The following is a 19,168-nucleotide window of genomic DNA, read 5'->3' on the forward strand; positions in this document are numbered from 1 at the left end:
ACGAAACCTAAGGAGGAGATGACAATGATCATGCGATACAAGCCTGGCAGGCGCAATGTACTAAAAATTGCCGCGCTTGCGGGCGTCGCGGCAGCGTGTCCCGCGCTATGCGCGAGCCGCGCGGATTTCACCTGCCGGCTTGGAATGAATCAGCCGGTTGGTAGCCCGTCACATCTGCGAATGATGCAAATGGCTGAAGCCATACGCAAGGAGTCGGATGGGAAATTGCAGATCGACGTATATCCGAACAGTACGCTCGGATCCGACAATGCGATGCTCGGGGCAGTACGAGAGGGCGAGCTCGATTTTTATCTGGCCGGAAATAATCTGGGCCCTGTGGCTGCGGTCTCCGAGTTACCCTCTCTTCCCTATATCTTCACGGACAACGCAAACGTATTCGCTGCGCTCGACGGAGAACTGGGCGATTACATCCGGCGCGAAGTGAGTGCGAATGGACTGCATGCTTTTCCGTACTACATGCAGAACGGGTTCCATCAACTGACTAATGTGCTTAGACCTATAGAAACTGCACGGGATCTGCGCGGCATGACCATCCGCACGCCTGTCGAACATATGCCTGCAGATTTCTTCGAACTTTTCGGCGCTTCTCCCAAGGGCATTACCTTTAACAATATGTATGTGTCGTTGCGAGACGGTATCGTTGAAGGGCAGACCGACCCGATGGGCGTCGTCATAAGCCTCAAGCTGTACGAGGTGCAGAAATATCTAAGTTTGACAAACCACTGGTGGTCGGGGTTTTTGCTTGTCGCGAATCACGATTCATGGAATCGTCTGCCAGGCGAAATGCGGGACATCGTCACGCGCAATCAGAAGCAGTACGCGCTGTTGCAGCGAAGCGATGTCGATGAGATCAATCGGTCAGCGACGAGCTTTCTTCGAGACAAGGGCATGCTCGTCAATCACGCGGACAGCGATAGCTTCAGGCCCATGCTTGGTGGGTTCTACAAGAAATGGCGAGCCGTATACGGCGAATCGGCATGGTCGATTTTGCAACACTATTCCCCGACGCTTGCTTAACGGATCGAGCAGAGGACGGGGAGAACACAACATTTCTCGTCGGATGGCATGCGTCAAAGCGCCAAACAGGTTGCGCAGGCAGTCGGGTTACTCCCGGTCTGCCTTCGCTTGTAACGACAGCGTCGCATCAATAGCGGTCCGATCAATGCTTTATCGGAGTTCTCGATGCAAGTTGCGGACGATCAACAGGAGAGTAGCGTGGCGGATGCAAATTTCCAGACTGGTACCCGAGGCCTTATCGCGATCGACAAGGTTGGAAACCGGGTGTTGTTTCTTGATCCGCTCACGTATGAAACGACGCTAACCCTGGATGGCTTCGCTCCAAGAGTTCACGAGGTGTCGGTTTCTCCTGATCGGAAAATGGCGTATGTGCCGATTTACGGCGACGGAATTCACGGCAAGAATCCTCGGCCGGGGCATCTGGTTGCGGTCTTCGATCTCGAACAAAGGCGGCATGCCGGTGACTTCAGTACTTATCCCTACCTTGCTCCGCACGGACTTCGTTGGGGACCTCGTGGCCAATTGTACTGCGTTTGCGAAAACAGCGGTGTCATCCTTGAGATGGATGCCAAACGCGGAACGATAGTTAACGTTATTGAAATCGGATCGGATAAGGCGCACCGTATTGAGATTACGCCTGACGGTTTCAAATTGTATTCGGAGAACGAAGAGGATACGTTTGCCAGCGTAATCGATCTGCGCGAAGGAAAACGTGTCAAGAGGATTCCGGCGCCAAATGGTCTTGCTGGAATCGGTATGTCGCCGGACGGGAGAACGATCGTCCTGGTCGACGCGAAGCTTCCTGAGATTCTAGTCGTCCGGACAGACATTGATGAGGTTGCTTGCACCATTACGCTCGAGGGGCACGATCGATCTGCGCAGATCGCGCGCTTCAGTTCCGACGGTCGCTATCTTGTCGTCACTAGCTTCGATGCTCCGCTTGCTACGATCTTTGACTCAACGCTTCGAACCCAGCGTCTGTTACACCTGGGAGAAGGGCCGATGAATATGGCATTCCACGCGGACGGCCGCACCGTGGTCATAGCCAATCAAAACGGGGGAAGCCTGTCGGTATGCGACCTCGAGACGGCTGAAGTTATGCGGACTGTGCCAGCAGGCATCGGCATTGAAGCATTGTCGTTTTTCTAGCTATCCGACACGGTCCGATTTCTCTTCAGTGAGGGTTCTAGCCTTCAAATGGGGCCGACGTAGGTCCGCGGCCGGACATTCCGCCATCCGGATGCATGAACGTTTTCGACTTAGGGATCGACTAATCCCGGCGCACGCCCTAAGTTGCTACCGTTCTAGCAAGGTATCCGAGGTAGTGTCCGAATCGCCGCGATGCTTGCGAGAATGTTCGCTTCGTTGGAAAACGCGTCGGCCTCTTCGGATCAATGGATTTACTTCATTCAATTCACAGGACTTATTGGAGACTCACATCATGACGGACTTATCGAGCGGAACCCGCCAGCTGCTTTCTATCGCGAAGGGGCGTGAGGATACCGATCCTGATGAAACTGCCGAATGGCTGGAGGCACTCGATGGGGTCGTCGGGCATGTTGGCCGCGAGCGCGCGCAATATCTCTTCGACCGCCTCGCGGAGCACGCGTTGTCGGTGGGTGTCGAATCGTCGCGTGCGCGCGCGACGCCCTACGCGAACACGATTCCCGTGGCGCAGCAGTTGCCTTATCCGGGCAATCCAGACATCGAGAAGAGACTCGCTGCGGTGCTGCGCTGGAATGCGCTTGCGATGGTCGTGCGAGCCAATCGCGCTTACGGCGAACTCGGCGGCCATATCGCAAGTTACGCGTCTGCGGCGGATCTGTTCGAAGTCGGCTTCAATCATTTCTTTCGCGCGGCGAACGCGGAGCACGGTGGCGATATCGTTTACTTTCAGCCGCATTCTTCGCCGGGCGTGTATGCGCGCGCGTTCCTCGAAGGCTTCCTCGACGAAGAGCATTTGCGTCACTATAGGCGCGAGATCGCGGGGCCGGGATTGTGCTCGTATCCGCATCCTTGGCTGATGCCCGATTTTTGGCAATTTCCGACCGGCTCGATGGGCATTGGTCCGATCAATTCGATCTATCAGGCGCGTTTCATGCGCTATCTGCAGAACCGCGGCCTGCAACGCACAGAAGAACGCAAGGTGTGGGGCTTTTTTGGCGACGGTGAAATGGACGAGCCCGAATCGATCGGCGCGCTGTCACTGGCCGCGCGCGAGCAGCTCGACAATCTCGTGTTCGTCATCAACTGCAATCTGCAGCGGCTCGACGGCCCCGTGCGTAGCAACGGACGCATCGTCGATGAACTCGAAGCGCAATTCACGGGCGCAGGCTGGAACGTGATCAAGGTGCTGTGGGGCTCGGACTGGGACGAGCTGTTCGCGCGCGACGACACCAACGCGTTGCTGCGCGCATTCGCGCATACCGTCGACGGACAATTCCAGACCTTCTCCGCCAACGACGGCCGGTATAACCGGGAACGCTTCTTCGGGCAGAATCCGGAACTGGCCGCGCTCGTCGCGCATATGTCGGACGAAGACATCGACCGCCTGCGCCGCGGCGGTCACGATGTCCGCAAGCTGCATGCTGCCTACGCGAAGGCGCTCGCCCACAAGGGGCAGCCGACCGTGATTCTCGCCAAGACGATGAAAGGCTACGGCATGGGCGCGGCGGGCCAGGGACGAATGACGACACACCAGCAGAAGAAGCTTGATCTCGACGATCTCAAGGCGTTCCGCGATCGCTTCCGGCTGCCGCTGTCGGATGAGGACGTCGAACAGGTGAAGTTCTACAAGCCCGCGAGCGACGCGCCCGAAATGCGTTATCTGCACGAACGGCGCGCGGCGCTGGGCGGCTATCTGCCGCGACGCCGCGCGAAGGCGTCGAACGGCGTCACGCCGCCTGCGCTCGAGTCGTGGGGCCAGTTCGCGCTGATCGCAGCAGGCAAGGAAATGTCCACGACGATGGCCTTAGTGCGCATGCTCGGCAGCCTGCTGAAGGACGCGACGCTCGGACCGCGCGTTGTGCCAGTGGTCGCCGACGAAGCACGCACCTTTGGCATGGCGAATCTGTTCAGGCAGGTCGGCATCTATTCGCCGCTCGGCCAGTTATATGAGCCCGAAGACATGGGTTCGATGCTGTATTACCGCGAAGATACCCGCGGGCAGATTCTCGAGGAAGGCATCTCGGAGGCGGGCGCGGTGTCGTCCTGGATCGCGGCGGCAACGTCCTACAGCGTGCACGATTTTCCGATGCTGCCGTTCTACATCTATTACTCGATGTTCGGCTTCCAGCGCATCGGCGACCTGATCTTTGCGGCGGCGGATCAGCGTTCACGGGGCTTTCTCATCGGCGCGACGGCGGGGCGCACGACGCTCGGCGGCGAAGGCCTGCAGCATCAGGACGGCACGAGTCATCTGAGCGCATCGACGATTCCGAACTGCCGCGCCTACGATCCCGCGTTCGCGTACGAAGTCGCAGCGATCGTCGATGAAGGCATGCAGGAGATGATGCAGCGTCAGAACGACGTGTTCTACTACGTCACCCTGACCAACGAGAACTATGCGCAACCGTCCGCGCCCGACGGTTCACTCGACGCGAACACGCGCGAAGGCATCCTGCGCGGCATCTATCGCATCGGCGACGGGCCGGGCGACCGCGCGCAAGTGCAATTGCTCGGCTCTGGCGCGATCCTGAACGAAGCGATCGCCGCGCGCGCGATGCTGAAGGACGACTGGAACATCGACGCTGACGTGTGGAGCGTGACCAGCTATACGGAACTGCATCGCGATGGCGCGGCCTCTGAACGTCTCGCGCGCCTGAGCGATCTCGAAGCCCCGGCGCCATTCGTCACGCGTGCGCTGGAAGTATCGCGCGGTCCGGTGATCGCCGCGACGGACTATGTGCGCGCCGTGCCGGAACTGATCCGCGCGTATGTGCCGCATCGCTACGTCACGCTCGGCACAGATGGCTTCGGGCGGAGCGATACACGTCAATCGTTGCGCGAATTCTTCGAAGTGGATCGCATTTCGATCGTGCTTGCCGCGCTGAAATCGCTTGTGGACGAAGGTATCATCGACAGGTCGGTGCTGAAAGCTGCGCGGGCAAAATACGGCAGGGTGCAGGTCGCGCACGCTGCGCCCTGGCTGCGGTGAACCGATCCTAAGTCTCGTCGCGCGACGTTGGCCCCAATAAGAGTTGATTCGCGAGGGAACGCGTTGTTGTTAACCGCGCTCGCATGTCCGCGCGAGCGGATCGCTGCCAGTTCGCTGTCGCCGACCAACTTCTGCGGGTTGAACAGTCAGCGCCGTCACCCAGCGTTTTGGTGACGGCGCTATGGAACTCCGGGCAGCGCATGCATCGCAGGATGCTACGCAGCGTGTTTCAACATCTCGAGACGGCCTGCCTTAGGGTCAAAAAGCTTGTGGTTATCTGAGTAGTCGACGTGCATACCGATCAAAACAGGCCCTTCAATGTCGAATGCGCGGTGCAAAACCGGACCGAGTTCTTCTCCGTTGCGAACCATCATCCCGGTGGCGCCGAACGCCTCGGCATACTTTACGGGATCGACCGGACCCAGTTCCACACCGGATTTGCGCCTATATTTTGCTTCCTCTTGTACCGCGACCATGTCGTACGAACCGTCAATCAACACAAGGTGAACAATATTGGACTTCAGGCGCACGGCCGTTTCCAGTTCCATGGCCGAAAAGAGGAAACCGCCATCTCCAGAGATGGATAACACCTTCTCGGACGGACGCACGAGCGAAGCGGCAATAGCCCAAGGCAAAGCCACGCCGAGCGTCTGCTGTCCATTGCTGATGAGCATCTGGCGAGCACGGAAGCTGTAGAGATGGCGGGCGAACCAGAGATGGAAGGATCCCATATCGAGGCATAGCGTGACGTCCGTCGTCATCATCTTCTGCACTTCATGCACGATTCTCAGGGGATGTACGCGCTTGCCGGTCAGGCTGGCGGCGAGGGTGTTCATTTGTTCCCGCGCAATCGCGACTGACTTGAGCAGTTGCGCCATTTCCGGCGACGGGACGAGCGCTCCTACACGGGGCGCGAGCGCCCGAAGCGTAGCGTTGATGTTCCCAAGCAGCTCCACAGACGGGCAGTAGTGGTTATCGAGATCGGCTGGCTCGTGGTCGATGTGGATGATTTTTCGGCGCCCGACGGTGTTCCACAGTCCCGGCCAGTATTCGACGGGGTCGTAGCCGATCGTGATAACCAGATCTGATGCGTCAATCAGTCGATCACCGAGCTGGTTGGGTAACTGGCCAACCCGGCCGCCGAAATGATCCAGCAATTGCTCGCTTACCGCGCCAGCGGACTGGAACGTACCGACTACAGGAATACCGGTCTGACTCAGGAAATCGCGTACGGCAGGCGCATATGACGCCTTGCTTGCCATGAGTCCGAGCAGCACGACCGGACGTGCGGACGATGCAATAAGACGAGCAGCTTCCTCAATGCTGTCTGCGGCTGCAGGACCATCATTGGAAAAGCGCGGTCGCGGCAGGACTTCGAATGCGGACGGTGCGGTGACGACATCGGCCGGGAGGCTGACGAAGGCTGCGCCGGGGCGACCGGTTTCAGCGGCACGGAATGCGTTTGCCATCACTTCGCTAATCTGGCTGGGATGACTGACCGCTGCGCTGTATTTGGTGACGGGCTTGCAGAGTGCGACGGAATCCATGGTTTGATGGATTTGCTTGAGGCTCTCCCCCGTCTTGACTGCGCCGCCAAGACCAATTACGGGGTCACCTTCGGATGTCGCTGTCGCAAGCCCAGTGACCAGATTGGACACGCCCGGCCCGGACGTAACCAGAGCAACTCCGGCCTTCCCAGTCATGCGGCCGATACCCCCGGCGATGAATGCGGCGTTCTGTTCATGCCGGCATACGACCGTCTCGATAGAAGAGTCTTCAAGGGCGTCAAAGACGGAATCGATCTTTGCTCCCGGAATGCCGAATACGTGGGTAACTCCCATGGATTCGAGCGATTCAACGATGAGCTTTGCACCTGTTTTGTTTGAGTTCATGACAATAGTCCTTTAAAAATCGGGTAATTGATGTTTAACTTTCGGCACGGCGGATCGCGCTAGCGACGCGTTCTGATGAAAGGTCTGCACGGGCAAAGTCGGGTGTGCGCGGTAGATGAATCTCGACGTCCGAGATAAGCGCGTACTCTAGCTGCCCCTGAGTAACGACGTAGTCGATAACATGGCCGCCTTGAGTACGATCCTCGGTCATGAAGTGCAGATGCCAGCCACCAACATTGAGTCCGTGCATGAACTCTGGGGTTCGGAACCCGAGCATGACGCCTCGCACGTTCTCCAGCTTTCGCGTGGCTTGAGCGGCGACGGCTTCTAGCATCGGGCGGTATGGCCGGCTCTGACACGAGACGGTGCGAGTAAAGACACGTTCGAACGTTCCTTCGATGCGCACTGCCAGGAGTAAATTCGGGTTGCGCACGATTCCGTCGACGACCCCTTCGAACGACGGCTTATCGAGTCGCGTGTCTAATGTGTGCTGCGCATCGGGTACGAAACGCGTCACACAGGCGAACGGAGTCTGCCTGTTCGGCTTCACGGCAGAGGCGTCGCCGGCCGCGCTAAGACGGTAGGCTTTGCAGCGATCGATGATCATTTCTCCATCTAGCGCGTTGAAGGTACCTAACCCGAAATCTCCCTGCTCAAGCAGTTCTCCGACGGTCAGTCGCCCATCGTAAATACCGTCGATAAGGGCAGACATGGTGGATGTCTGAAAAAGACAGTTGCATGCGAGTCCATAGCGACCTTCCTGTTCTGCGGACAGTAGAGTGTCGTAGGTTTGGGTTTCGAAAGCGGTTTCCATGTTTGTGTTCCTGCTGCGGGATTAAGTTGAAGCAATAGTAGCCCCCGCCTAACCCCTCGTCTAATATATAGTCGTGGCGTTTTGTATATATGGAAGGTATATATGGATTTGCGGCATTTGCGTTATTTCTGCACTGTGGCGGCACGCGGGAGCATCCTCGGAGCCGCAGAAGAACTCGGCATCGCGCAGCCGCCACTGAGCATGCAGATCAAGCAGTTCGAGCGTGAACTCGGTGTGCCGCTATTCCGGCGGATGTCACGCGGAGTACAACTGACGGCTGAAGGTGAAGCGCTGCTGGAACCGGCTCGCGCGATTCTGGATCTCCAGCGTCAGTTTGTTGATCTCGCGCGCGGATTGAGGCGGGGTGACCGTGGGACGGTGCGTGTCGGTCTTGCCGGCGCAGTCGCGTTATTACCCGCGGTCCCGACGACTATCAAGATTTTTCGTGAGCGGCTACCCGGTGCGAAGGTCACGATGGAAGAGAGCAATACGCCCGCCCTCGCTGATGCATTGCGCGAGCGCATCCTAGACGCGGCGATCATCCGACCTCCCATGCCCGATCCACACGGTTTGCGAGTCTATCCTCTGGTGTCGGAGCCGACGAGAATCGCGCTCCCGGCAGGCCACCGGCTTTCGGGCCGCAAAAAGATCAAGTTATCGGAACTGGCGAACGAGACGCTGATTATTTTCCCTCGTGCATTGGGTCCCGGATTTCACGATGCCATCCTCTCCGCATGCAAAACATCTGGCTTTACGCCCATCATCGACCAGGAGGCACCACAGATCGCCGCGATGGTGCCGATGGTCGCCGCCGGCCTCGGATTTTCGATCGTGCCTAAGTCGCTTACGCAGATTCATACCGAAGGCGTGAGCTTTCACCAGATAGCGTCCTTCGCTCCGACTGCGGACCTAGCGCTTGCCATTCGCTCGCAAAGCCTGCCGCCGCTCGTGATGCGCTTTGTCGCGACCTTCCTAGAGGACTTCGTTCATCTCGCTTCCACGGATTAGCTAGACCTTGTTAGGAATTCTTTGTAGAACCTGGTACCCTGGAGGGATGACAAGAGAAAAACGCAAACCCTATCCGACAGACGTATCCGACGAAGAGTGGAGCTTCGCGGCGCCGTATCTGACGCTGATGGATGAAGCGGCAGCGCAGCGCAAGTACGAACTGCGAGAAGTGTTTAACGCGTTGCGCTGGATCGTGCGTGCTGGTGCGCCATGGAGAATGATGCCCAACAACTTTCCTCCGTGGGAACTGGTGTACCAGCAGACCCAGCGATGGCTGCAGGCAGGCTGCTTTGAGAACATGGTCTGCGATTTGCGCTCGATCATCCGTGTAGCGCAAGGACGGCGGGGCCAGCCCAGCGCCGTGATTCTGGATGGCCGGACAATGCAGTCCACCTGCGAAAGCGGTCCGCGCGCGGGCTATGACGGGTACAAGCGCAAGCGTGGCAGCAAGGTCCATATTGCAGTCGACACGCTGGGGCATTTGCTCGCGGTGCACGTAACGCCCGCCAACGAGCAGGAGCGCGCGCAGGTGGCAGAGCTCGCGCGACAGGTGCAGGAAATCACGGGAGAAACGGTCAAGGTAGCCTTCGCGGATCAAGGATACACAGGTGAAGACGCTGCACGGGCCGCCAGCAATGAAGGCATCGATCTGCAGGTCATCAAACTGCGGGAGGCAAAGAAAGGTTTTGTGCTGCTGCCCAGGCGATGGGTGGTCGAGCGCAGCTTTGGCTGGCTCAACCGCTTTGGCCGCCTCACGCGAGACTATGAGCGCTTACCTGAAACTCTTGCCGGACTTCATTTCGTAGTCTTCGCGATGCTTATGCTCGTGCATGCAGTGCCAGTACTTCAAAGTTCATAACACGGTCTAGACGACGGGAGTCCGATTATCCATTGACGCGTAGACGGTAGCCTTGTGTTGAATGGTCGTGAGTATCGCGCTTTGAGATGACGCTCTTCTCTGCGTATAAGAGCGTTAGACATCACTTTGTGCTCTGATATCGCTTCGGCCCACCGAAACGTATGTCGCGACACGGAATCATCAGCACGGTTTCCGCTCGATGTTCCGCAGTTGGGTGCTCACACGAACTAGCCCATTTGCTTGCAGAAGAAGCCTTGGTTTAAGCTGCGTAGCAGACAGGGGCGGCTCACCGTTGTCGCGAGCAATCGGAGCGGCGACGACTGACAGTGGACGCGTGGGGCGGTATCGCTGGGTGCCAGCAGGAGAGGGCCGTACCAACCGCGGCACTGTGCCACAACCGGTCGCCGCAAGGTCGGACGCCGTCGATTCAATTGTGGCTGGTCGGAGGGGAAAGCGTCTGAGGAGGGCTTTGGTGCAAGCGGAAGGGTCGGCTGTTCACAGTGCGGGCTTAAAGGCCTGTCGCCAACGCGGCAATAGGGTACTCATTCTCTATGAGCTATCGTGAGATCGAAAAATTGGCTGGCTCATCATGTATCTGTCTGGCGCTGCCGCAATTGATCCATGTAGCGGCGCGGCGGCGATCCTACAAGGCGCGTAAAAAGTGTCGTAAAACTGCTTGTGTTTTTGTACCCGAGCGCAAGTGCTGTCTGAATAATAGATTGTCCTCGCGCGAGATACTCGACCGCGCAAATGACGCGCAAATGTTCACGCCACCGGGTAAACGGCATGCCGGTCTCATTGACGAACAGACGCGCAAGCGTGCGGGCGCTTGTATGCACCCGCGTTGCGAGTTCGTCCAAAGGAACGTTGCTTGCCGGGTCCGCGCGTAGCAGTGAGGTAGCCTGCCGCAATCGTCGGTCACGGCCGTGAGGGAGAAAAAGCCCGGGACCTCGCTGCGGTTGTCTGATCTGCAGGACCATCAGTCTGACAACAAGCTCAATGTCCTCAGTCTGTGTGTTTGATCCGATCAGTCGCACCGCCTCGAAGGCAAGCGCACGTAGCAGATCGGTGACCACGACGCAGTCGCAACCGACGGGCAGAGACGCCGTGAATTCCTCGCCAAACCGCAGATTGAGCACTGACGATGATTCGCTGTAGCGCGCCCCGTGCATGACATTTGGTGGAACCCAGATGGCCAAGCCGGGCGGGGCGACCCACCATCCTTCCTCACTCGAAATCTCTAGTGTTCCACGTAAAAGGACGGACAGCTGGCCTCGATCGTGGACGTGACGCGCTAATTCGGCGCCCGCTGGGTGGTTAACGGCTGAGGCTTCGATGCCGCTGTTCATCATGGCATTTGGGCAACAGAGATTGGCAGGTTGGCGAAAGATTGAGGGAGCTATTGCTTTGATAATACAGCATACCGGTCGATCGTTGGGATTGGCCAACTCGCCCCGGAGGTTGCAATGAGTCCTTCCCTCAAGATTGTCGGCATCGCGGCGAGCCTGCGCTCAGGCTCGTACTCGCAGATTGTGCTCGACGCCATAGCGAGTTTGTTGCCGATGGGCACCAAAATCGACCGACTCAACATGGGTACATTGCCACACTACAACGAGGACTTTGAACATGCCCGAGTGCCTCGGTCGGTCGAGCAGGCGCGGGCGAACGTGGTCGCTTCCGACGCGATTGTCATCGTGACGCCCGAATTCAATCACGGGTTGCCAGGGGTGCTGAAAAACATGCTCGATTGGCTGTCGCGACCTGCTTTCGACAGTTGCATGCTCGGTAAGCCTGTGTTCTTCGTCACGCTTTCGCCGGGTGGACTCGGGGGCGTCCGCGCGCAATACCAACTGCGCGAAACACTTGCTTCGATGCTGTGCCAACTCGTGGCTTTACCCGAAATCGCGATTACTTATATCGGGACAAAAGTCCAGGACGGTGTTCTTACTGACCCTGCGACGATTTCGTTTATCAACAAGTCGCTGGAGCAGTTCCTTGCTGTTGTTACGCAGAGCGTTGCGATTGATGTTGGAGTTGTCGCATGACACAGCATCTGCTTGCTTTGAGCGCAGGTTTTGCTGTGGGGATTCTGTTCTCATGGCTGCGGTTGCCATTACCAGCACCGCCAACGCTGACGGGCATCCTTGGTGCATTTGGTGTGTTCCTCGGTAGCGTGCTATTTCACACATTGATATCGTGAATCAACCTGGTTACACGGGCGCTTTCTTGTGTCGTGTTCGGGAGTACGCATGGCCGACACGGCATTTTGACTGCGAGCAATTGTTCTATCGCATGGTCAATTAGGATTGAGATGACAAGAAACTTCGCGACGGAGCAAATCATCCGCGAACTTGACAATCGTCGTTACATTGCAATGGTGCGGAAGGATTTCGACGCGCTGGAGGTGCTGCTCGACGATGAACTGATGTACGTGCATTCCAGCGGTGTGGTCGATACCAAGTCAACATGCATGGGTGGAATACGCACGGGACATTGGGATTATCAACATGTGAAGCGAAGCGGCTTCGAGAGTGCTGAGCCTGTAATTCGGGTGGTTGGCGACGTAGCGCTGGTATTTGCGACGCTGACGATCGATTTAATCGCGCGCGGCGAGAAGTCCACGTTCAAGAGTCGAGCATTCGCCATATGGATGCACCGCGACGGTCGATGGCGATTGCGGACGGTACATTCGGTGGCTATGGGTGAGCCCGCAGCACCTGGTATACGTCGCTCGAGAAGAAAGACGCGGGTGTGACAGAGTTCGTGCGGTATTGCGCTTTTATGTGAAGCTGAGTCCACGGCGCGCTGCTTGGTTGCGATGTTACAGGGCATAAGAGTGGTTCGGAATCAGGGCAAGGTCGCGCCTAGATGATGGCGATAGTCGATGAGGCGGATGCTATTGCTTAAGTAAATTTTTTCGCCAAATATGAAACGAATAGTCCAAATCATGTTCGATCTGATCATCTGCATTCGCCGCGTGTTTAGGCGTTTTTGCGGCAGTTTTGAACGGGCTTTCCCTTAAGGAATCAGATTTATGAACACGCAAGACACATCTACACCATTGCGAACAGATTACGCCCCCTACGCGCGTGAAGATTCGAGCCTGAAGGGCTTTGAGCATCGGTTCGAAACGGTTGATGGCATACGGCTCCACTATGTCGAAGGCGGATGTAGAGACGGAGAAACTGTAGTTCTGCTCGCCGGATATCCTGAGAGCTGGTACGCATGGCGAAAGGTCATGTCGGTTCTGGGCGACCGCTACCGGATCGTCGCGCCCGATCTTCCAGGACAAGGGGATTCTGATCGACCTCTGGAAGGCTACGATACCCAAACGATAGCTACGTTACTTGGCAAATTCCTCCAGCAGCGCGACATCGACCGCTTCTATCTGGCAGCGCACGACGTGGGCGCATGGGTGGCCTTTCCGTTTGCCGCCATGTTCGCAGACTCAGTCAAGCGGCTGGCATTGCTTGACGCGGGTATTCCGGGCATCACCTTGCCCGACGCATTGCCGGTCGCGCCCGATAAAGCCTGGCGTACGTGGCATTTCGCATTTCATATGGTTGCGGACTTGCCCGAAGTTCTGATCAGTGGAAGGGAGCGCGCTTATCTCGACTGGTTCTTGCGCCGTAAGGCAGCGAATCCGGAGTCCTTTTCCGATGCGGACATCGCCGAGTACCAGCGCATATTCATCAAGGACGGAGGATTGCGAGCTGGCTTGGCGTTTTATCGCGCTGTTTCAAGGTCTGCCGCTCAGAATCGTATATTGAAGGAGCGCGGGATGCTAAAAATGCCCGTGCTCGCAGTCAGTGCTGATCAGGGATCGATTCCAGACATGGCAGGTCCGCTAAGAGCTTTTGCGGACGATGTTAAAGGCGTCACAATTCGACATAGTGGGCACTTCATCCCTGAAGAGCAGCCAGTCGCATTGGCGCAGGAACTAATGCAGTTCTTCTGCTAGTCGACCGGGTGCCGTTTCGGATTCCGACTGAGTACCAAAAGGTATAGAGAATCAACGTCATCCAAGGCGCGGTTTGCGCTCCATCAATCTGTTGTATGAGGCGCACGGAGCGCCTGTTTCCCGGAAGCTGCTTTGATATGCCCAGTACATTTACCAATTTGCCCCTCACTGAGGCCGCACCGCGCTGGCTTGTCGTTCTTCTCGCCGCAGCCTGCGGGCTCATCGGCGCGAATCTCTACTATGCACAACCGCTGATCGGCCCAATCAGCGCGTCCCTCGGGCTGTCGTCGCGGGCCGCCGGGCTGATTGTGACGATGTCACAACTCGGATATGGCCTTGGGCTATTGTTCGTTGTCCCGCTGGGCGATCTGATCGAGAACCGTCGGCTTGTAACCACCATTTTGAGCGTCGCAGTGCTGGCGTTGCTGGGCGCTTCCGTTAGCAGGTGGCCCTCGATGTTTTTGGCCGCCGCGCTATTGATCGGTTTCGGCTCAGTAGCGGTACAGGTACTCGTCCCCTACGCGGCGCATCTGGTCTCCCAAGACATGCGGGGGCGCGTGGTCGGCAACGTCATGAGCGGCCTGATGCTGGGGATCATGCTCGCGCGGCCGGTCTCCAGCCTAGTCGCGGATCTTCTATCCTGGCGTGCGGTGTTCATGATGTCGTCTGCTCTGATCGCATGTCTCACCGTGTTCCTGGCCATCGTCTTACCGGCCCGACATCCGTCTGGGCGTCTGCGGTATCACACGCTGCTCACTTCCATGTTTCATCTGTTGCGCGATAACCGCGTGCTGCAGCGACGCTCCCTGTATCACGCGTTCCTGTTCGGTACGTTCAGCCTATACTGGACTGTTGTACCGCTCGTATTGACTGACCGGTACCATCTGTCACAAAAAGGTATTGCGTTATTCGCGTTGGTAGGTGTGGCGGGTGCCGTGTCCGCGCCCTTTGCCGGACGCGCTGCCGATCGTGGCTGGACCACGGCTGCTACGTTCTTGTCGATGATTACGGTTGCCGCCGCCCTGGTAATTGGCGCGAATGCGCCGTATGGATCGCCGGTGGGACTGGTAATGCTACTGGTTGCCGCTATCCTGGTCGATACTGGCGTCGCCGCCCACTTCGTGCTCGGTCAGCGCGCGATGTTTTTGCTGGGCGCCGACATCCGAAGCCGGCTCAATGGCCTGTATATGGCAATCTTCTTCTCCGGCGGCGCGCTGTGTTCCGCGCTAGGCGGCTGGGCATATGCCCATGGCGGATGGGGCCTCACGATGCGTGTCGCGATCGCGTTGCCTCTCCTTGCCATCGCCTGCTACCTGACGGAAAGTTGGGACTCACGCGTACGCGACTAATCCCGAGAAAGGGGAATGGTTTGATTGTGCGCCCAGATTGGCGTCGTCTTGAATGGGTGTTGCACCAGATCGACGCAATTCAGTCCCGCAGGCATCAAGCCGCTTTGCGAGCAATGTAACCGCGTCTGCGGAACTGGGCAGGCGTTTCCTGTGTGTATGCCTTGAAGCGCTTGCCAAAGTGAGCCTGGTCGAGGAAACCGGACGCGAACGCTATGTTCTTCAGGGGTAGGTCGGAATAAGAGAGCAAATTTTTCGCATGTTCCAGCCGAAATTGCTCTAGCAGCGGTTTGAATGATTTCCCGGTTTCGAGTTTTAGAAGATGAGTCAGGTAGGTTTCTGTCAAGTGAACTTCGTCTGCGAGTTCTTCCAGACAAACGGGGCGATGAAAATTCACTTTGAGGAACCTGAGCGCTGCGCGAACGTGACGACTGTGCGTTGATGCTACCGCGCGATCCGTGGGTGTAAGCCTCGCTTCTCCGAACTGCTCGCGTGCGACGGCAATCATCAGTAAGGTTAGCTCGCTGCGGATCTCAGCTTCATCAAATATTCCCCGCCGGTTGCATGCAGCCAAGATACGGTTACAGCGGGACAAAACATCGTCTGCCGCATTGTCGCGGAGTTGATAACCGTTGGCGGTATGGTTCAGGAATGGCAGCATTTCAGCTACCGAGTAGGTGCTCGGATCATCGGCTGCGAGACTGGGCACGAGTATCGATTTCTGCAGGTAGCTGGCATCCAGATAGAGGACGTAGCACTTCGCATCTGCAGGAAAACTTACTCGATGGACGGTAAATGGACTAACGAAAAATATCCGACCGGCGCTGGCCGGCGTGACCTCACCGGCGATTTCGTGGGTCGCATGGCCCGAAGCGACGAAAAAAATCTGAAAAAAGTTATGCCGATGAGGTGCCATGTCTCCTTCGGCGCCAGCTTCCGTGGTACGTATGCCGATTCCATTCCAGCAAAAGCGTTTTTCGGCCAGCGTGAAAGTGTGGATTGCGCTTGCGCTCATCGAAAACTCCTTCATCACCAGTTTATAGTAATTCTATCGAGGGCTTCCCTGAATAGGGCCTTTCACCAACGCGTAGTTGATTGGTCGCGTGCAATCGCAGACTGTCTGGATCGTCGGCACTGGAGACCCCGTACCGGCCGGCAAACTCCAGCAAGACATCGAAGCGGTGCTGCGGCGGCACGGTCTTTAATGTGAAGCGCTCATCCGAATCAGAAGCGTACAACAAGCGTATTGGCCAACTCGAGATTACATCGGTGCCTTCAGCGAAAGCGACGAAGCGGACATCTATCGAATGTGTTCGATCGGACGAACATGTGCGAACCGCTCGGCATCATGCATGCCGCAAGTCTGGCTATGCCGTGAACGCGGCCAATCGCCCGGAGCGCGGGGAGTTGGCGAGCGAGGTCCCGCGAATGGAGCCTAGCCGGCCAAGTCAACGAACGTTGGCCAGCCATCCTAAGCCGCCGCGTGAGAAATCAAAGCTTGTCCTCTACGAGCAATTCGCGAGTCCGTTTCAGCGTCGACAGCAACGCGCTTCTGTAGCCTTGGTCGCCGTCCCGCCTGTTCGGCCATTTCATCCGGGCCGCCCGGCTGCTTGTCGCGCAGACCGAGATAGCAATAGAACCTGAGCTGCAGCGCGCCATCCTCGTCCTCAAACAGTTCGTTGAGAATCGCGCCTTCTCGCGGGCCAGTGGACTGGAAGAAGGTCACCTTCTTCTCCTGCTCGAAGCTGATGATTTCACGCAGGTCGTTGCCACCTATGGTGGCTTCGCGCACGATGTGGGTCGCGCTTTCCTCCACGACATCGCATCGCGTGCAGAGGCCAGGCGGCAGGAACAAACGGGCATCGCGAGCCTTGAGCACGAGACCGGCCCACGCCTGGGCACGGGTCAGCGGGCTCTCGCCATCCGGATTGACGGGAACAGTAGCGGTCGAATAGATCATGACGGAACTCCTTCTGAGTTGAGGTGACTGGCCGCCGCTTCAGGCGGAAGCGGCGATTTCAGCAGCGAACTGACGGTACGAGCGCAGCGGCCGTCCAAGCGATGCTGTCAGGCGCTCGACGTCGCCGGCGGCAGGGACCATGCCGTCGCTGAGAAAGCGTTCGCTCATCAGGCGCATGTCGTATGCCATCCAGCCGGGCATGAAGTGGCGGAGGTTTTGCTCGAAGGCGCCCGTGTCATGGCCGCCATAAGCGATCGGGCGAGCCAGTACCTCCGACCAAATCGCGGCGACGTCCGCGCCCGTCAGCGTGTCGGGACCGACGAGATTGATCCGCTCCACGTGGTTTGCCCCACTGGCCTCATTGCGGCGAAGCAGTTCGATCGCCGCGATCTCGCCGATATCACGCGCATCGATCATGGCAAGCCCCTTGCCGCCAATCGGCATCGGGTAGACACCGTGTTCGAGTATGACGTCCTTGATCGTCAGGTCGTTGTTCATGAAGTAGGCGGGACGCAGGATGGTGGCGCTGACGTCCATCTGCTCGATCATCCTCTCGACGCCGAACTTGCCCGCGAAATGCGGCACGTTCACATAGACGTCGCTGTGAATGACGGACAAATAGACAATCTGCCCAACGCCTGCGTCTTTCGCGACGTTAAGTGCGATCAGCGCCTGGGTGAACTCGTCGGGCACGACCGCGTTGAGCAGGAACAGCGCGGAAACGCCTGAGAGTGCGCGGCGCAGCGAGTCGGGATCGAGCAGGTCGCCCTGTGCGGCGGTCACACCTGCCGGGAAGTCGGCCTTCGCGGGATCACGCACGAGAGCGCGTACTTCGGCGCCGCGTTTGACGAGTTGCTCGACGACCTGGCGGCCGACGGTACCCGTCGCGCCAGTAACGAGGATGGTCATGGTTTTCACTCCAGATCAAGGTTGAGATTGAGGCTGATGTCAGCTCACAGGTCATATCCTAGCCATCCCATCCATGATCCGAAAGCTGCTATATTTGGACACGCCGTCTCACCTATGAAACACCATGGATCTGCTTGCCCTCGCTGATTTCAATCTCGTCGCCCGGTATGGCGGGTTCGGGCGCGCAGCGCGCGCCACAGGCCGTCCCAAAGCGACCCTTTCACGCCGTGTCGCCGAACTGGAAGGCAGTCTGGGTCTGCGGCTGTTCGAACGTGGCGTGCGGGTACTGAAGCTCACGCAGGAGGGCCGGGCGCTCCATGAGCGAACCGGGGCGTTGCTCACCGAGATCGACGAGACGGCGGCGGCAATCGCATCGGGCGGGGACAGGCCGCGCGGCAGGTTGCGGATCAGCGCGCCGCTGCTGTTCTCGCAGATCGCAATGGGAAAGCTGGCCGCCGGGTTCGCGCTGAAATATCCCGAAGTGCGGCTCGAAGTCACGGCGGAAGACCGCGGCGTCGACATGATCGACGAAGGCTATGACCTCGTCATCCGTGTCAATCCGGATCCGGATGAAGGTCTGATCGGGCGGATTTTTCTGCGCGACCGGCTGGTGGTTGTGGCGAACCCTGGCCTGATCCGGCCCGCGGGCAACGTCGCTGTTCCCGCCGTCGTGCGCGAGGCAGGCTACGGGGTTGCGGCCTGGGATGTGAAGACGCCAACGGGTAAAAGCAGCGTTGCCATTGATCCCGTCCTTTGTCTGTCGTCGCTCGTCATGGTTCGTGATGCCGTCCGGATCGGCGTCGGCGCCGGCTGCCTTCCCGTGTCGCTGGTGAGCCGGGATCTGGCTGCCGGTACGCTGGTGCGTTGGGGCGACGCCGATGGGCCGGAGATTGCGTTGTGGACGCTTTATCCTTCGCGGCGGCTGTTGAGTGCGCGTGTGTCCGCCTTCCTCGACTATCTGAAGGAGGCCTTTCCTATGGGATCGCCTGACGAACTGGCTGCTTACGTGGTGTGACGCTCAGGCCCGCCCCGACGACTTAACGCCTCTCTGTAAAATGATATGCCAGAGAAATTTCGCGAGATGACGCTGGATCTGTGTGCCGTAGCGAGGGGCAAACGCAACGCAAGTGCAGTTGAGACGGACAGGCAAATGGCGTATCTAACGTCTTTACTCGAATGGAAACGCATAGATAGCCGACCACAATTTAGTCTGCCGTGTTTTCAG

At 58.0% G+C, this 19,168-nt stretch carries 17 protein-coding genes; 11 read left to right on the forward strand and 6 right to left on the reverse strand.

What is annotated here, in order from left to right; all coding sequences use genetic code 11:
- The first annotated feature begins 18 nt into the window (after positions 1–18).
- The 3 genes from KFO72_RS01065 to mdeB all read left to right on the forward strand — a co-directional run bounded on the left by KFO72_RS01065 (position 19) and on the right by mdeB (position 5,194).
- Positions 19–1,038 carry a TRAP transporter substrate-binding protein gene (locus tag KFO72_RS01065; RefSeq protein WP_225031183.1) on the forward strand — a complete coding sequence of 340 codons (1,020 nt, stop codon included), beginning with the start codon at positions 19–21 and terminating at the stop codon, positions 1,036–1,038.
- A 165-nt stretch (positions 1,039–1,203) separates the two neighbouring features.
- Complete coding sequence (locus tag KFO72_RS01070) at positions 1,204–2,187, forward strand: YncE family protein (protein WP_225031184.1); 984 nt, start codon at positions 1,204–1,206, stop codon at positions 2,185–2,187.
- A 292-nt stretch (positions 2,188–2,479) separates the two neighbouring features.
- Positions 2,480–5,194, forward strand: coding sequence for an alpha-ketoglutarate dehydrogenase (gene mdeB / locus KFO72_RS01075; RefSeq protein WP_225031185.1), 2,715 nt, complete (start codon positions 2,480–2,482; stop codon positions 5,192–5,194).
- 215 nt (positions 5,195–5,409) lie between these two features.
- Here the strand turns inward: mdeB and alsS are convergent, their stop codons facing one another.
- Positions 5,410–7,086 (reverse strand): acetolactate synthase AlsS, encoded by a 1,677-nt coding sequence (gene alsS, locus KFO72_RS01080; protein ID WP_225031186.1) that lies wholly within the window; start codon positions 7,084–7,086, stop codon positions 5,410–5,412.
- Between the two features lie 34 nt (positions 7,087–7,120).
- The gene (gene budA, locus KFO72_RS01085; RefSeq protein ID WP_225031187.1) at positions 7,121–7,900 is read right to left on the reverse strand and encodes an acetolactate decarboxylase; all 780 of its coding nucleotides are present in this window, start codon (positions 7,898–7,900) and stop codon (positions 7,121–7,123) included.
- Between the two features lie 102 nt (positions 7,901–8,002).
- Here budA and KFO72_RS01090 point away from each other — a divergent pair, with 102 nt between their 5' ends.
- Both KFO72_RS01090 and KFO72_RS01095 read left to right on the forward strand, forming a co-directional pair.
- Positions 8,003–8,908, forward strand: a complete 906-nt coding sequence (locus tag KFO72_RS01090; RefSeq protein WP_225031188.1) for a LysR family transcriptional regulator — start codon at positions 8,003–8,005, stop codon at positions 8,906–8,908.
- A 46-nt stretch (positions 8,909–8,954) separates the two neighbouring features.
- A complete protein-coding gene (locus tag KFO72_RS01095; protein WP_225031189.1) occupies positions 8,955–9,767 on the forward strand; it encodes an IS5 family transposase in 813 nt (270 codons plus the stop codon).
- 587 nt (positions 9,768–10,354) lie between these two features.
- Here the strand turns inward: KFO72_RS01095 and KFO72_RS01100 are convergent.
- A complete protein-coding gene (locus KFO72_RS01100; RefSeq protein WP_225031190.1) occupies positions 10,355–11,119 on the reverse strand; it encodes an AraC family transcriptional regulator in 765 nt (254 codons plus the stop codon).
- A gap of 114 nt (positions 11,120–11,233) precedes the next feature.
- Between KFO72_RS01100 and KFO72_RS01105 the strand changes: the two genes are divergently transcribed.
- The 5 genes from KFO72_RS01105 to KFO72_RS01125 all read left to right on the forward strand — a co-directional run bounded on the left by KFO72_RS01105 (position 11,234) and on the right by KFO72_RS01125 (position 15,077).
- A complete protein-coding gene (locus KFO72_RS01105; protein ID WP_225031191.1) occupies positions 11,234–11,812 on the forward strand; it encodes an NADPH-dependent FMN reductase in 579 nt (192 codons plus the stop codon).
- Positions 11,809–11,967 (forward strand): XapX domain-containing protein, encoded by a 159-nt coding sequence (locus KFO72_RS01110; RefSeq protein WP_225031192.1) that lies wholly within the window; start codon positions 11,809–11,811, stop codon positions 11,965–11,967. The genes KFO72_RS01105 and KFO72_RS01110 overlap by 4 nt, the downstream gene beginning before the upstream one ends.
- Before the next feature lie 111 nt (positions 11,968–12,078).
- Positions 12,079–12,522, forward strand: coding sequence for a nuclear transport factor 2 family protein (locus tag KFO72_RS01115; RefSeq protein WP_225031193.1), 444 nt, complete (start codon positions 12,079–12,081; stop codon positions 12,520–12,522).
- Between the two features lie 279 nt (positions 12,523–12,801).
- Positions 12,802–13,728: an alpha/beta fold hydrolase gene (locus KFO72_RS01120; RefSeq protein WP_225031194.1), complete on the forward strand. Its 927-nt coding sequence runs from the start codon at positions 12,802–12,804 to the stop codon at positions 13,726–13,728.
- A 137-nt stretch (positions 13,729–13,865) separates the two neighbouring features.
- Positions 13,866–15,077: an MFS transporter gene (locus tag KFO72_RS01125; RefSeq protein ID WP_225031195.1), complete on the forward strand. Its 1,212-nt coding sequence runs from the start codon at positions 13,866–13,868 to the stop codon at positions 15,075–15,077.
- Between the two features lie 94 nt (positions 15,078–15,171).
- Here the strand turns inward: KFO72_RS01125 and KFO72_RS01130 are convergent, their stop codons facing one another.
- The 3 genes from KFO72_RS01130 to KFO72_RS01140 form a co-directional block, all read right to left on the reverse strand.
- Positions 15,172–16,089: an AraC family transcriptional regulator gene (locus tag KFO72_RS01130; RefSeq protein ID WP_225031196.1), complete on the reverse strand. Its 918-nt coding sequence runs from the start codon at positions 16,087–16,089 to the stop codon at positions 15,172–15,174.
- A gap of 456 nt (positions 16,090–16,545) precedes the next feature.
- On the reverse strand, positions 16,546–17,034 hold the full coding sequence (locus tag KFO72_RS01135) for an AtaL-like protein (protein ID WP_225031197.1): 489 nt from the start codon (positions 17,032–17,034) through the stop codon (positions 16,546–16,548).
- A gap of 39 nt (positions 17,035–17,073) precedes the next feature.
- Positions 17,074–17,943: an NmrA/HSCARG family protein gene (locus KFO72_RS01140; protein ID WP_225031198.1), complete on the reverse strand. Its 870-nt coding sequence runs from the start codon at positions 17,941–17,943 to the stop codon at positions 17,074–17,076.
- Between the two features lie 124 nt (positions 17,944–18,067).
- Between KFO72_RS01140 and KFO72_RS01145 the strand changes: the two genes are divergently transcribed.
- Entirely contained in the window at positions 18,068–18,958 is an 891-nt protein-coding gene (locus KFO72_RS01145; RefSeq protein ID WP_225031199.1) for a LysR family transcriptional regulator, read from the forward strand.
- The last annotated feature ends 210 nt before the right edge of the window (positions 18,959–19,168 follow it).

Source organism: Paraburkholderia sp. XV, assembly GCF_020177535.1.
GTDB classification, from domain to species: Bacteria; Pseudomonadota; Gammaproteobacteria; order Burkholderiales; family Burkholderiaceae; genus Paraburkholderia; species Paraburkholderia caribensis.